This window comes from Cruoricaptor ignavus, assembly GCF_014961145.1.
Taxonomy (GTDB): domain Bacteria; phylum Bacteroidota; class Bacteroidia; order Flavobacteriales; family Weeksellaceae; genus Cruoricaptor; species Cruoricaptor ignavus.
On record NZ_CP063145.1, the window covers coordinates 219,393 to 232,643 of the forward strand.

Genomic DNA, 13,251 nt, shown 5'->3' on the forward strand with positions numbered 1-13,251 from the left:
CTTTTATTAAACACCCCAAGTGACATTCCCGCCAAAAACTTTTTGAGTAACATTTTTTATTGAGTCTGTTTCTTGTATCCAATAATTTTCTCTGATATCTTTTCTTGTTGGGTTAGCATTTTTTAAACCCTCGTAAACTGAATTAGTCATTAAAATCGGAAAGAAAATTTTAGTTCGGTTCCTCTTCTCAAATTTAATGAAATTACCTCCCGTCATATGCAAATTACCCTCTGAAAACGACCTAATACTATTTGCAAATTCTTCCGTTGTTAAATCAACAGTTTCAATTGCATCCAAATATAATGGAGCATTAGGATCATAATTGGAAGCCATTCCCATAAATGTTGGAAATTCAAATAGAGGCTTTATAGCGCGGGGATTAATCTTGTTTCTCGTTACCCGAAATATGTCCTCTGCAATAGTTTTGTTAGCAACATCGGTTAATCTTGACGCAATGTTCGCAGGATTACCCGTCCATATTAAACTGCGGTTTTCAACTGCTTCATTACCTTGTCTATGAACACCAACTTTTATAACTTTCATTTGGCCGTAATCAATGCCAATACCACATTTAAAATCTACACCAGTAAATCTTGCATTAATAACTTTATTTGCAATATGATTAATTGATATTGCGCAGTCCACCGCATTAGTAAAGCAATTTTCAGCTGGGAAAATAATCATTACCCGATCTCCAATAATGTTGCGAATATGGCCGGAATGACGCTTTGCTGCTTTTATAATCGCTTTTGCAAAAGCGGTATAAACTTTACCCATAATTTCAGCTGAATGAGTTTGCGTTAAACCGACGGAATTTCTTACGTCAACGTATAGTACACAGGTTTCCAGTATTTTTCCTTTTTTGGTTATTCCTCTTTCAAAAGACAACCCTGTATCACTACGGTTTGGAACATATTTGGTGGAAACATATTCAAAGTCTGTTCTTAATACATCAAGAACATCTGCATCTATTTCTTGTATAAAATCTTTTATTGCCATTTTATCAAGTTTTATATGAGCAGTAAAAGTTTCTTACAAATCTCCATTCAACACCTTTTAAATCAACCTTTTTTGAATCTGATTTTCTCCAATACGAATGAATGTTTTTTCTTGAATATTTAAAAACACCATCCTGACTACATTCCATATTTTGATAAGGTGAAACATTATAAAAATTAATGGAATTATTTTCAGCAATACTCTCAAGCCGAAAAAGCTCCGTAATGGGTTTACCAATCATCGTATATTCTGGGTAATTTTCAGATTTATTTTTGTAATACATTACATTTCCGTGGTGCAAAGCAATCTTTACTTCCATATCCGATTCCTTTAGTTCAATAATAATATCTTTTGCACAAGCATCAGCCTTTTGGAATAAAGTTGAAGGGTTATCATTTAAAAATGGTTCACCAAAAACACATATAATACCGTCTCCAATAATTTTTTCAATTTCACCACCGTGATGATAAATTGTCGAAATTACAGTATCGTAATATATGTCCAGATATTCAGATAATTTTTCATTAGTGTAGGCGGAACATCTTGCAGAAAAATTAGTTATATCTATAAACAACAAAACAACCTCTGCTGATTTTTGATCTTCAAAATATTTTACCAAGTCCTGCTCAGCACCATTTCTAATAAATAAACTTTTTATTTCAGTTCTCGACCTATTGAAATTCTCTGATAGTAACCTGATATCACTTTTTCTAATAATACTTTTGGAATCATACTTGTCCCGAAGTGCTTTAATCTGTAGTAAATTCGGCATATTAGTTTTCTTTAATTAGTTCTGCAATTTCTTCGGCAATCTCTTCCACCGTATAATTTGCAGTATTTCTAGCCAATTTATCGGCAAGTGAAGGCGAGTAATCAACCACTTCCTTCTTTGTGATATCGTGCCAAATCGGAAGTAAAACCTGGCCACCGTCAACAACCCTCGTCATAATGCCATCCAATTCGTAGTTGGTCCATCCTTTTTTAATAAAATTTCTGGACAAAACTACAATTCCGAATTTGCTTGTTGCTAGACCTTTATCGATTTTGCGTCTTAAACTGTCGCCAATTTTCAACTCAAATTCGTCATACCAAACTGAAAGCCCTTTTTCCTTTAATGCTATGGCTAAAGGACGAACAACATCGTCTTTATCTTCGGAAGCGTGTGAAATAAAAACATCGTGATCTCTTACATCATCACTTTCATCAAATGGCATTTTTTCTTTTCCTTGAACTAAAGATGGAACTGATGCCAACGGCGCATCTCTATATTCCGGCAAAGCAGAAGGCAAAACTTTTACGCTTGCATTTGTAGAACCGCCTAATCCCTGCATATCCACAACTACATACCAATGACCGGAACTCGGAACACCTAATGTAACGGGTGACTTTTTTACCAATCCTCCAACATATTTATGGTTCCTTCCAGACTTATAATTGCTGTAATTTGAACTGTCCATAAGACGGACATTAGCAGCGTTTCCTTTTAACGCAACCTGCACTCTGGCTCCTCGCGGCTGCTGTTTTAAGTCCCAAACTAAATATTTCATCCTTAGTATTTTTTATGTTTTTGTTTAAATTCTCACTCTCACTTTCCCAGTAAGCAACTGCTGCATCAGACCTTTTTTCTGAAGTTTCAGGTTGGCCAGCTTTTCTTCGTAGTGTTTGATTTCTTTATCAGCATTACATAAAATATTTCCAATTTGTTTTTGTTCTTCCAATTCAGGAATTGAAATGGAAATATTTCTAAAATATTCTTGTGAAACCACATATCTTGTTCCACTGCCTTCGCAAATTCTTTGAGCCTGACGAAAGAATAAATCAGTTTTAAAAATATGGGCCTTAAACTGTAAGTCCATTTCCTGATTGAATCTTAAACGAACAACGTGGTAACTGTAAACAGTGTTTTCAAAATCTTCCATTGCAACCGCTGAGACAGCAATATCGTTTCGGACTTCCGAAGAAGGTGTAAAAAAGACATCACCTTTTTTCACATCACAAGTCAGTACTTTTTGCTGTGTAGTAGTAACTGTGTGTGATATTTCATTAGAGAATAGATAATTTCTTCTGTAAACATCCAAATAATTTAATAACCTAACAGGTATTTCACCTTCAATAATTTTCTTGTCAACACCATTAGAAGTTATTTTACCAATTTCACCCAATTTCACCGCCTTCCATTCCGTCTTCTCAAAACCTTTCACTTTTGTTTTCCCTGAAAGCAACTGCTGTGCAAGCCCTTTATTTCTTTGTTTAAGTACTTCAATGGTTTTTTGGCAGGTTTCTATGGCCTTGTCCCAAGTGGAAAGAATTTCAGCGATTTTTTGCTGCTCGGGAAGTGGGGGAAGTGGGATTTTTAATTTTTCCAATTGTGAACTATAAATATGAACAACAGAATGACCTTGTCCAAATTTATATTTTTGTCTTTTTGCTGTATCTGAATTGAGAATATATGATAATGTTACAGCGTTATTATCTGAACGAAAAACGATAATATCACCCCCAGCATAACCAATTTCGTCTGCTACAAATGTTGCACATTTACCAATATCTTCAATAGTTTCACCAGAACCCGCAATACAAATATCCCCAAATTCAATTTGTTGGCTAATTTCTGCAGTTTCCTGAGTAATATGTGATTTTACATCTTTTATTAAAATGTCATATTTTGTATATAAATCGCCATAAGTAAGACATTTAAAACCTTCTTTAACAATTTTATCTTTTGGAACACCTCTACCTTTGAAAAATTTGCCAATTTTTCCCAATTCCATCTCCTCCCAATCTTCGGGAATGATCCCGATGGAAGTTTGTTTGTAGCCTTGTGGTACTTCCATTCTATACTAATTTTAATTCTGTTAAATATTTTTCCATTTGTGCTTCCACTTCGCTTAGCTGCTGTTTCAGCGATTGGATATTGGCGTGAACGGTTTTAATGTCCACTTCTTCCTCTTCCTCAAAAGTGTCCACATAACGCGGGATATTCAGGTTGAAGTCGTTTTCTTTAATATCTTCAATGGTTGCACGGTATGCGTATTTATCTTCCAGCACTTCGCCTTTTTCCTGCTGTAAAGGTTCGCCGTTTCTGTAGTTTTTGTAAGTGGTAACGATATGCTCAATATCCTTTTCGCGAAGAACATTCTGGTTTTTACCGCTTTCAAATTCTTTACTCGCATCGATAAACAACACATCTTTGTTAGCGCTTCTCGCTTTATCAAAAATGAGAATAGCCGCAGGAATTCCCGTTCCGAAAAACAGATTGGCAGGCAAACCGATTACTGCATCCAATAAATTTTCTTCAATCAGTTGCTTACGAATTTTCCCTTCGGAACTTCCACGGAACAACACCCCGTGTGGCACAATTACGCCAACACGACCGTCGGTTTCATTGGCTGTTTCTATCATATGGCTGATGAATGCATAATCTCCTTTACTTTTTGGCGGCACACCACGGTGAAAACGCCCAAATTCATCAGCCGCTGCATTATCGGCTCCCCATTTATCCAGAGAAAATGGCGGATTTGCAACGACAATATTGAACTTCATCAGGTTATCATTCTCTAAAAGCAGAGGATTGTTAATGGTATCGCCCCATTTAATCGTTGCGCTGTCCTGCTCGTGCAGAAACATATTCATATTACACAAAGCCCAGGTGCTTCCGTTGTTTTCCTGTCCGTAAAGCGAGTAGTTTTTCCCCGGAATTTCTTTGGCTACTTTAATCAGCAAAGAACCCGAACCACAAGTAGGATCGGAAATACGATTGCCCGGTTGCGGATCTACCAGTTTTGCAAGCAATGTGCTCACTTCGGCCGGCGTGTAGAATTCTCCCGCTTTTTTGCCTGCTTCACCTGCAAAGAGAGAAATGAGGAATTCGTAAGAATCTCCAATCACATCATTGCCATCCAAATGCGAAGGCTGCAGATCCAGTTTAGAAAAATCTACCAACAGGTTTTTCAAAATGGCGTTACGCTGTTTGGTAGGACCAAAAGCCGTTTCCGAATTGAACGAAACCGAACGGAACACCATATTTAATTTTGCACGGTTGGCATCTTCCAGCGCCGCCAATCCCATATCTATAATTTCGCCCACATTGGCTTCGTTGCGGTTTTCAAAAAGATAATCAAACGTGCTGATTTCCGGAACCTGAAAACGCTCGCGCTGCAACTGTCTTTTTACCATTTCTTCGTTGCCAGGATATTTTTGACGGTATTGCTCCTGTTTATCTTTCCATACATCAGAAAGGTATTTCACGAAGAGTAAACTCAGGACATAATCCTTATAAGAACCGCTTCCCATCACAGGACGCAGAGAATCGCAGGCTTTCCAAACGATATTGTTGATTTCTTTTTGGGTAATTTTATTTTCAGGCATTATGAGTTATTTTAAAATGTTATTAATGGCGGTTTGGTATAATAGTATTTTCTGATCTTTAATAGCGTCGGCAAGTTTCATTTCTTCATCGTGCAGTTTTTTCATCGCGACAATTTTTTCCTGTATTTCCAAAGGCGGAATTTCAATCTCAAAATCTGCCAATTCTTTTTTACGCAGTGAAGGAATATTACTTCCGGCTCCAGCCTGCTGAAAATAGGCAATGTTTTTTGAAAGATTAAGCACGGCAGACAAATAGCCGGGTAAAATTAAATCTTCATCCACAGTAAGCACGTAGAATAATGAAGAAGGAACTACATCGCCCCATTCATCTTGATAATCAGCTGCGAAAAAGCGACTGCCTTTTCCTGCAAAAAGCACAGTACCCTTTTGCAAAAGAGAAGCGCGGGTATTCTCGTCGTCAGACACGAAAGCATCAAAATTATCCAAAAGACCACCGTTGTCTGAAAAGTTTTTGGCCTGCAAAAAGCGCAGAGAACCTGCATTTGAAGGCTTCAGATAGGTGCCGAATTGAATGTTGCAGATTTCTTTTAATTTTAATTTCATCCTCTATATGATTTGTAATCACTCTACAAAAATATAAAATAAAAAGAAATAAAACGATATTTCAAATAGATTTTTTATTGTAGAGCGCTACAAATATAATATTTTATGAACTCTGTACTGTTTTTTTTTAATTTTTTTAGTTTCACTTGCTCTCATACCCATCCTTAAACCTCAGAAACTTATCAGCATCTTTCGGGTTTTTCTTCATCCATTTGTTCATCAGCTCAGTATTGTGCTGAAGCTGCTCGTAATCCTCAATTTTGTAAATTGCTTTTCCGTTGTTGTGTATTTCGTCCAGAATCTCCTGTCGCAGTTCGCTTTTCGAGCGGATGCTTGCAGAATAAAATTGACGGGTAAAGTAAAGGGATGCTAACAGAATCAAAAACGAAAATACCAGAACTCCGATTCCTACAAGCAGAAAGCGGTATTTCTTTTGAAAACTATTGAGGGCTTGCACCGCCTCTTCAGACAGATCAACTTTGTTGAGTTCAGAAAGCCGGACGAGAAACGCTTCCCTTTTCTTGGCTTCTTTATTTAGGAAACCGCCCGTTTCGCGGAATATCTCTTCTACAGCTTGCAAAGCAAATTCTGTTTCCGTAAGCCGAGCATTGAGGTCTTCAATTTGACCGCTTGAGGTGGCCGACTGTTCTGAAATTAAGGCTAAATAAGACCTAATAAGGCGCACATTATCCGCATTTAAGGCGCGGTACAAATATGAAACAAATATAAGGCAAAAATCGATTAAAATCGACAATTATTTAAAATGGGTCAAAATTAAAAATCGCCGTAAACAAATAGTTTACAGCGATTTAGTAATTAATGATTATCGTTTGTTACTTTCCCTACTTGACCTCCTCAAAAGTAACGATATATGAAAATCAATCACTTACGATTTTATGGTACAAATATGATACAAAATTTTCTAAGTTTATGTACTTTTATAAAGCGGATGCCAATGATTTCTGCTTTATGGTATTGACACCAACATTGTAGGCGTACACGCACGACGGAATAAAGGTAAAGTTTAAATCATTGATTGCTTTTGTTCCAAACTGCTCTATCGTGGTTATTACTGCTTTATCAAATTGATTGCTCTCGCAAAATTTGATTAAACTTTTCAACTCCTTGGGGTTTCTGAAAAATTTATCACTCCACTTAATCTCTGCTGCCCATACAGGCTTAAAATATCTGTCAACCAATACCATATCAACCTCTCCTTCCGTACTTCCCACTTTCCATCTTGCGTAGGTGAGATCCAGATTTTCACGGTGCATCCATTGGGAAAGTATGGCGGTTTCCACAAGGTTGCCCATCTCTTTATCTGTTTCTGAAACCGGGGAAAACAGGGCCGTTCTTAATGAAGGATTTGTAAGATAAACTTTGAAATTTGTGATTCTTTTAAACCTTTTTGCATTGATATCCACCTTGTGTAATACCTTAATCAGAAATGCAGATTCCAAATATTCCAGGTATTTACGGATGGTAACCTTGCTGATTCCGCTATCATTACTCATACCCTCATACGAAAGCTCTCCGCCTGTGTTGTAAGCAAGATAAGAAAAAAAACGGTTGAGCTCCTGCACATCGCTGATACCGTAAAGACTGGGCAAATCCCGCAATAACACCTTGTCCACAATATCATTTTTCACAAAGCGCCCCATATCACTTTGGATTTTTTCAGAAAGCACAACTTCCGGATAACCACCAAAATTAATGTAGTTCAAAAACTCCCGGTTCAGCGCTTTGATATCTTTAGACTCAAAGTAGGGCAGCACCTTATTACCGTAAATGACTTCTGTTTCAGACAGCAAATGTTCTAAATCCTTCAAATAAATATACTCTTGAAAGGTAAGCGGCGGAAGTAAAAAATCCGTAAAGCGACCGGCACCGCTTTCCGCACTTTTCCGATGCAGGGCAGCTGCTGCAGAACCCGATACAATAAACTTTGTCTCCGGATAAGAGTCCACTAGCACTTTTAAATGCCGCTCCCAATCTTTCAGATATTGTATCTCATCAAAAAACACAAAACAGCCTTTAAGATTGCCTAATTTTAGCGCAGCCCTAAAAAGGTTTAAAATATCTTCTAAAGACAGGTGAATATAGATCGGATTATCAATTCCAGCAAACAGAATTTTCTGCGGATCTACCCCCTCCTCAATTAATTCACTTATGGTATGGAACATCATTACGGTTTTCCCTACACGGCGAGGCCCCATCAAAACAACGGCCCTTCTAACATCTTTTTCCATAACGAAAGGATAAAACAAGTTGAAATAAAGGCGCTTCTTCATCGCAGAAAAATCAGCAGGGATATTCCTGGATGTCCACCAAGGGTTTTCGTACTGAAGCCGCTCAACAATCTTATCGGTTGGAATAAAGTTGTTTGTTTCCATAAAAACGCTTATTTCACCACAAATATATAAAATAAGAATACAGCATAGACCTTATTTTAATAGAATTTGTAAAATAATAAAAACTAGCGATAATAATTTCTTATTTTAAGACCTTTAAGCCATCACTTCTTTCCACCATTCTTTCCTTTACAAACTTTGCAACCGTGAGCCTGTGAACACCGAGAATTCTTGCTATAGCAGAGTGAGAAACACGCTTATCCAAAAGCTCTTTTATTTTCTTTTCTTGCCCTGTTAGCTTTGTCTTTGCTGACTTTCTTCCAACTGGCCGACCGAGTATTACGCCCTCCGCTTTCTTTCTTGCCAGTGCTTCTTTAGTTCTTTGCGAGATTAAGTTTCGTTCAATTTCAGCGGAAAGCCCAAATGCAAATGCCAAAACCTTGCTGTTAATATCGCTACCTAATCTATAATTGTCTTTAATAGTCCACACTTTGATGTCCCTATTCATACACTCGTTCAGTACGCCCATAATCATTAGGAGATTTCTGCCCAGCCGTGAAAGTTCGGAGCAAATCAAAATATCATCTTTCTTCATTTTTTTCAGAAGCTTTCCAAGCTGTCGTTCCTCAATGTTTTTAGAACCAGAAACTGTTTCTTCAATCCATCTGTTCACCACTATTTCCTGCTTTTCGCAAAAATGATTGATTTCAAAGCGTTGGTTTTCCACCGGAGAGCCTGCCGTACTGCTGGGGAAACCGTTTCCCGGTAGCGTGGAGGTCTCCAGTGAGAAAGCCGAACTCCTTAAAATATCAAGGCAGAACTTCATTGAATATCTTAAAAAAAACCCGGAAAATTTTCTTGCTTTACCATGTCCATTGCAGAAAAGTCCATCAACAAGAGCATGAACCTCAAAAATCTCATCTTTCTGGGGCCCGAAGAACGCATCCTGAAACAGTTGAAAGACCATAAAAACAGTATGAAGGCAAACGGTGAGCGCGTGCTCATCAGCCTTACCCGCAAGGAACTTTCAAACATGACCGGGCTCCGCATTGAAACGGTAATCCGCGCCGTGAAAAAAATTGGAAAGGACAAACTGCTGGAGATAAAAAGCGGCAAGATTTATTTTTAACGGCACCAGGAGGTGACTGTAATCATAAGTAACTTCATTTCATTGGCCTAATTTTGCAATATGAAAAATCTCGCTTTTTGGCTTAAATTCTCTGTTTTTAATTTATTTTTAGTGGCGGTTCTCGGTGTGCTGATGCGCTATAAAATTGCGTTTTCATTGCCCTGGCTGGATCAGAAATTTCTCCAGGAAACGCATTCTCACTTTGCTTTCTATGGTTGGATTACCGCCTGTATTTATGTGCTGATTGTAAGATATCTGCAGCGTACACAACCCAATCTTCCCACAGAAAAATACAAATTCCTTTTGGTTGTGAATATGATTACCTCTTTCGGAATGCTGGTAACCTTTCTGTATAACGGGTATTTCTGGCTTTCGATTATTTTTTCTGCCGTGGCATTGCTTACGAGTTTTGTTTTTTTCTTCTTTTTAATCAAAGATTTGAAGGGTGTCCGTGAAAATTCCAGAATATGGTTTCTGGCAGGGGTGTTTTTTGCCGTATTATCTTCTTTAGGCGTCTTCTACCTCAGTTATATGAAGATGGGCGGAAGCATTTCGCAGGATTTTTACCTGGCGTCAACTTATTACTACCTTCATTATCAGTACAATGGCTTTTTTAATTTTTCCTGCATCGGTTTCCTTCTGTTTTCGCTGAGAGAAGCCGGCGCAAAAATTTCTGATAGGGATAACAAACTGATTTTCTGGCTGATGTTTTTTGGCTGCCTCATTGGTTTTGGACTGTCGGTGCTGTGGATGAAACTTCCGGTCTGGATTTTTATACTGATTGTTGCTGCAACCATTTCGCAAACTGTTTCCAGCGTGAAACTCTACCAAACGGTGAAGACTCACTGGCCCAAAATCGTACTCTCGTGGTCGCCTATGCAGCGTTTTGTCCTGCTTTTTGCCGGGTTTGCGTTCATGGTGAAAATCGTTCTTCAACTGGGTTCCAACATTCCGGCGGTGAGCCAGTTTGCTTTCGGATTCAGGAATGTGGTTATTGCGTACCTGCATTTAATCCTGCTGATGTGCATTTCAACATTTTTGCTAAGCCAGGTTTTGGCGACGAATTATTTCAAAATCAATAAACCGCTTTTAACAGGGCTGAAACTTTTTCTCCTGGGAATTTTCCTTAATGAAGCCATTCTGGGTTTTATGGGAGTGTTTTCCATTAAATACATCTCCATTCCATACAGTGCGGAGATGCTTTTGGGAGTTTCGGTGCTGATGTTGATTGCAATTTTCATTGTTTTTATCCAACTGAAACCTAAACAGCCAAATTGATTCTCTTCACAAAGAAAAAACTTAAAAACGGCCTCCGAAATCTTTCCGGAGGCCGTTTCTTAAAACATTAAAATTAAATATAACTATTGCAGTCTTTTTATTGCGGTAAAATTACCCCATCCACCACGTGAACCATTCCGTTGGATGCAGGAACAGAGGCAATAATATTTACATTTCCGTTTACTGTGGGTTTACCGTCCACCATTTTTATGGTGATATTTTTACCGTCCACCATTCCAAGATTTTGCCCGTCGGTAAACTGTTCGGCTTTTATGACCCCAACATACGTGTGGTGCCCTAGAATATCGGTGAGTTTCCCGTTGTTTTCGGGTTTCAGCAGATCGTCAACTGTTCCGGCAGGAAGTTTATCGAACGCAGCGTTGGTAGGCGCAAAAACGGTAAACGGTCCGGCGTTGGAGAGGGAAGTGGTTAATCCGGCTGCCTGAACGGCTTTAACCAAAGTGGAAAGATCCTGATTTCCCGCAGCAAGTTTTACAATATCGGGAGCAGAATCAGTGTCCTGTACGCCCTCCTGTCCGTGTGAAGTAGGGGCTTCGGTTGCAGTAGCAGATGAATCTGCAGAAGTTACGGTTTCGTTCTTTTTGCAGGAAAACACCGCCATAGATGCCACAGCAAGGATGAAAATTGATTTTCTCATAACATATATATTTTAATTAATACTTCCACTGCAAGTCCGGAAGCAGCCCGGAAATTTCAGATAAGGGTAAATTGAAAATACAGTTGGGTGTTATGACTCAAATCATATTTTACCCGTTGATAATGTGAGTTTTATCAGTTTTGTAACCTTTGTTATAAATCTTTTTTATTGAATTTAATTAATGACCAAAGGAAAGGTACCACCGACCAAATAAGTAAGATTACCAACGAAATTCCCATGCCTCCGCCAGAGCCAAAAACCTGTTTGAAAATAGCACCGGCCTGGCCAAGCATTGCAGCTACATCCAGCTGAAGCAGAACAAAAATCCTTGAAAGCCCGATAGGATTTATTGCCGCCAAAGTTGCCATAATTCCTTCAATAGGATAATCTGCAAACTGGAACATCAGTATTAATAGAATTCCATCGTAAATAATGGCAAAAAACATCCAGATAAAAATGGAAATTCCTATTCCTTTGGCTCTGTCTCTACTAAAAATAGCTGCCAACATCGCTAAAGAGGTGAAAATTATTGAAAGGAAAATACCAATAATAATTAAGGACATCCCTGTTTTAATTGAAGAATAAAGCAGAATCGGTATGCCACAGCCTACCAAAAACGCAAGAACTAACGCTGTTGAAAGGCCGAGGAAAATATTGAACCAAACTTTGCTTCTGGGTATTGGCTGGCTCAAAAGCAATTCCACAAACTGGCTGCTGTTATACACATAAATGGTTGAAAATATAATGCTTACCAGTGGAACAACCAGTAATACGATGTTCAGAAGGCTTAACGTTGCTTTGGTGTAATTATTCTCAAGCCCTAGAACCGACCAGGAAATGATAAATAATAAAATGGTGTAAAGAATAACAATTTTATTCTTCAGGATATCAAATAATATAAAACGGGCTATTTTGTTCATCTTTTTCTCTTCCGGAAGTTACACATCCGGTAATTTTTATTGAATCCTTCGGATTCTTTATTTTTTGTCCGGAAGTTTCACATCCGGCTATTCACATTGGAATCCTTCGGATTCTTGTACTTGTCTGTTTTTAGTTTCCTTGTAACTTATTTGGCTTTAATTCCCTTTAAAATAGATACGATTCCTTCTGAGATTTTTTCGGTTTGGGTTTCCGACTTTAAATCTTCCACCGACTGGTGTACAATTACGCTGCCTTCGTTCATAAAAACAATTTCGCTCACAATGTCATCAAGTTCGCTTAAAAGGTGAGACGTGATCACAATCAGTTTGCCTTTGTTTTTCTCTTTGATGATTTTATTTTTCAAAATTTCGGAAGCAAGCGGATCCAATCCTGCAGTTGGTTCATCCAGAATAATGATATTAGGATTGAACATAAAAGCTAATACAGCGCTCACTTTCTGTGTTGTTCCGCCGGAAAGTGTGCGCATTTTTTTATCATAGATTTTCTGCAGTTCAAAAGCGTCCAGAAGTTCAGTATCAAGTTCATTATCACTGATTTTCCTGATGTCTTTAATCATTTTGATGGTTTCCTCAATGGTCATATTTTCCGGGTAACGACCGATTTGCGGCATATAACCAATATTTTCGCGGTATTTATAGTGGTCTTTCACACTTTCGCCATTTACAAAGATGTCGCCATCTTCCACAACATTAAGCCCAAGAATTGACTTTATGAGAGTCGTTTTTCCACAACCGTTAGGCCCGATTAAAGCAATAGAATGGCCGTCATTAAAATTGAGGTTAATGTTTTTAAGTGCAGTGAACTTATTGAATTTCTTGGTAAGGTTTTTTATTTCGATCATTATAAGCTGGAAGCTGGAAGCTGGAGGATGGAAGTTTTCCTCTTGCTGTCCAGTTTTTTTAATTTTCTAATTTTTGCTATAATTTGGAAGCTTTTCTTTTGCTTTCTATTATTTTTTATAA

At 38.0% G+C, this 13,251-nt stretch carries 14 protein-coding genes; 2 read left to right on the forward strand and 12 right to left on the reverse strand.

The window, feature by feature from the left end:
* Positions 1 to 6 precede the first annotated feature (6 nt).
* The 9 genes from IMZ16_RS00990 to IMZ16_RS01030 form a co-directional block, all read right to left on the reverse strand.
* Complete coding sequence (locus tag IMZ16_RS00990) at positions 7 to 999, reverse strand: adenylate/guanylate cyclase domain-containing protein (RefSeq protein WP_193440126.1); 993 nt, start codon at positions 997 to 999, stop codon at positions 7 to 9.
* Positions 1,000 to 1,003: 4 nt separating this feature from the next.
* Positions 1,004 to 1,771, reverse strand: coding sequence for an adenylate/guanylate cyclase domain-containing protein (locus IMZ16_RS00995; protein WP_193440127.1), 768 nt, complete (start codon positions 1,769 to 1,771; stop codon positions 1,004 to 1,006).
* 1 nt (position 1,772) lies between these two features.
* Positions 1,773 to 2,546, reverse strand: coding sequence for a DUF1883 domain-containing protein (locus tag IMZ16_RS01000; protein ID WP_193440128.1), 774 nt, complete (start codon positions 2,544 to 2,546; stop codon positions 1,773 to 1,775).
* Between the two features lie 24 nt (positions 2,547 to 2,570).
* Positions 2,571 to 3,833 (reverse strand): restriction endonuclease subunit S, encoded by a 1,263-nt coding sequence (locus tag IMZ16_RS01005; RefSeq protein ID WP_193440129.1) that lies wholly within the window; start codon positions 3,831 to 3,833, stop codon positions 2,571 to 2,573.
* Position 3,834: 1 nt separating this feature from the next.
* Positions 3,835 to 5,367 (reverse strand): type I restriction-modification system subunit M, encoded by a 1,533-nt coding sequence (locus IMZ16_RS01010; RefSeq protein ID WP_193440130.1) that lies wholly within the window; start codon positions 5,365 to 5,367, stop codon positions 3,835 to 3,837.
* Positions 5,368 to 5,373: 6 nt separating this feature from the next.
* Positions 5,374 to 5,931, reverse strand: coding sequence for a restriction endonuclease subunit S (locus IMZ16_RS01015; RefSeq protein ID WP_193440131.1), 558 nt, complete (start codon positions 5,929 to 5,931; stop codon positions 5,374 to 5,376).
* A gap of 142 nt (positions 5,932 to 6,073) precedes the next feature.
* Positions 6,074 to 6,643: a hypothetical protein gene (locus tag IMZ16_RS01020; RefSeq protein ID WP_193440132.1), complete on the reverse strand. Its 570-nt coding sequence runs from the start codon at positions 6,641 to 6,643 to the stop codon at positions 6,074 to 6,076.
* Positions 6,644 to 6,869: 226 nt separating this feature from the next.
* Complete coding sequence (locus IMZ16_RS01025; RefSeq protein WP_193440133.1) at positions 6,870 to 8,324, reverse strand: ATP-binding protein; 1,455 nt, start codon at positions 8,322 to 8,324, stop codon at positions 6,870 to 6,872.
* A 100-nt stretch (positions 8,325 to 8,424) separates the two neighbouring features.
* Positions 8,425 to 9,108: a master DNA invertase Mpi family serine-type recombinase gene (locus IMZ16_RS01030; protein WP_227411532.1), complete on the reverse strand. Its 684-nt coding sequence runs from the start codon at positions 9,106 to 9,108 to the stop codon at positions 8,425 to 8,427.
* A gap of 42 nt (positions 9,109 to 9,150) precedes the next feature.
* On the opposite strand from IMZ16_RS01030, the gene IMZ16_RS01035 reads away from it, so the two are divergent.
* Both IMZ16_RS01035 and IMZ16_RS01040 read left to right on the forward strand, forming a co-directional pair.
* Positions 9,151 to 9,411 (forward strand): helix-turn-helix domain-containing protein, encoded by a 261-nt coding sequence (locus tag IMZ16_RS01035; RefSeq protein ID WP_193440134.1) that lies wholly within the window; start codon positions 9,151 to 9,153, stop codon positions 9,409 to 9,411.
* A 60-nt stretch (positions 9,412 to 9,471) separates the two neighbouring features.
* Positions 9,472 to 10,689 carry a hypothetical protein gene (locus IMZ16_RS01040; RefSeq protein ID WP_193440135.1) on the forward strand — a complete coding sequence of 406 codons (1,218 nt, stop codon included), beginning with the start codon at positions 9,472 to 9,474 and terminating at the stop codon, positions 10,687 to 10,689.
* 97 nt (positions 10,690 to 10,786) lie between these two features.
* Here IMZ16_RS01040 and IMZ16_RS01045 read toward each other — a convergent pair whose 3' ends face one another.
* The 3 genes from IMZ16_RS01045 to IMZ16_RS01055 all read right to left on the reverse strand — a co-directional run bounded on the left by IMZ16_RS01045 (position 10,787) and on the right by IMZ16_RS01055 (position 13,130).
* Complete coding sequence (locus IMZ16_RS01045; protein ID WP_193440136.1) at positions 10,787 to 11,347, reverse strand: fasciclin domain-containing protein; 561 nt, start codon at positions 11,345 to 11,347, stop codon at positions 10,787 to 10,789.
* Positions 11,348 to 11,499: 152 nt separating this feature from the next.
* Entirely contained in the window at positions 11,500 to 12,267 is a 768-nt protein-coding gene (locus IMZ16_RS01050) for an ABC transporter permease subunit (protein ID WP_193440137.1), read from the reverse strand.
* Between the two features lie 146 nt (positions 12,268 to 12,413).
* Positions 12,414 to 13,130, reverse strand: a complete 717-nt coding sequence (locus IMZ16_RS01055) for an ABC transporter ATP-binding protein (RefSeq protein ID WP_193440138.1) — start codon at positions 13,128 to 13,130, stop codon at positions 12,414 to 12,416.
* Between the last annotated feature and the right edge of the window lie 121 nt (positions 13,131 to 13,251).

What these genes read in the sequence shown, in the direction of transcription:
- IMZ16_RS00990 (WP_193440126.1), bottom strand. Translation starts at nt 999, where the DNA reads ATGGCAATAAAAGATTTTATACAAGAAATAGATGCAGATGTTCTTGAT.
- IMZ16_RS00995 (WP_193440127.1), bottom strand. Translation starts at nt 1,771, where the DNA reads ATGCCGAATTTACTACAGATTAAAGCACTTCGGGACAAGTATGATTCC.
- IMZ16_RS01000 (WP_193440128.1), bottom strand. Translation starts at nt 2,546, where the DNA reads ATGAAATATTTAGTTTGGGACTTAAAACAGCAGCCGCGAGGAGCCAGA.
- IMZ16_RS01005 (WP_193440129.1), bottom strand. Translation starts at nt 3,833, where the DNA reads ATGGAAGTACCACAAGGCTACAAACAAACTTCCATCGGGATCATTCCC.
- IMZ16_RS01010 (WP_193440130.1), bottom strand. Translation starts at nt 5,367, where the DNA reads ATGCCTGAAAATAAAATTACCCAAAAAGAAATCAACAATATCGTTTGG.
- IMZ16_RS01015 (WP_193440131.1), bottom strand. Translation starts at nt 5,931, where the DNA reads ATGAAATTAAAATTAAAAGAAATCTGCAACATTCAATTCGGCACCTAT.
- IMZ16_RS01025 (WP_193440133.1), bottom strand. Translation starts at nt 8,324, where the DNA reads ATGGAAACAAACAACTTTATTCCAACCGATAAGATTGTTGAGCGGCTT.
- IMZ16_RS01030 (WP_227411532.1), bottom strand. Translation starts at nt 9,108, where the DNA reads ATGAAGTTCTGCCTTGATATTTTAAGGAGTTCGGCTTTCTCACTGGAG.
- IMZ16_RS01035 (WP_193440134.1), top strand. Translation starts at nt 9,151, where the DNA reads ATGTCCATTGCAGAAAAGTCCATCAACAAGAGCATGAACCTCAAAAAT.
- IMZ16_RS01040 (WP_193440135.1), top strand. Translation starts at nt 9,472, where the DNA reads ATGAAAAATCTCGCTTTTTGGCTTAAATTCTCTGTTTTTAATTTATTT.
- IMZ16_RS01045 (WP_193440136.1), bottom strand. Translation starts at nt 11,347, where the DNA reads ATGAGAAAATCAATTTTCATCCTTGCTGTGGCATCTATGGCGGTGTTT.
- IMZ16_RS01050 (WP_193440137.1), bottom strand. Translation starts at nt 12,267, where the DNA reads ATGAACAAAATAGCCCGTTTTATATTATTTGATATCCTGAAGAATAAA.
- IMZ16_RS01055 (WP_193440138.1), bottom strand. Translation starts at nt 13,130, where the DNA reads ATGATCGAAATAAAAAACCTTACCAAGAAATTCAATAAGTTCACTGCA.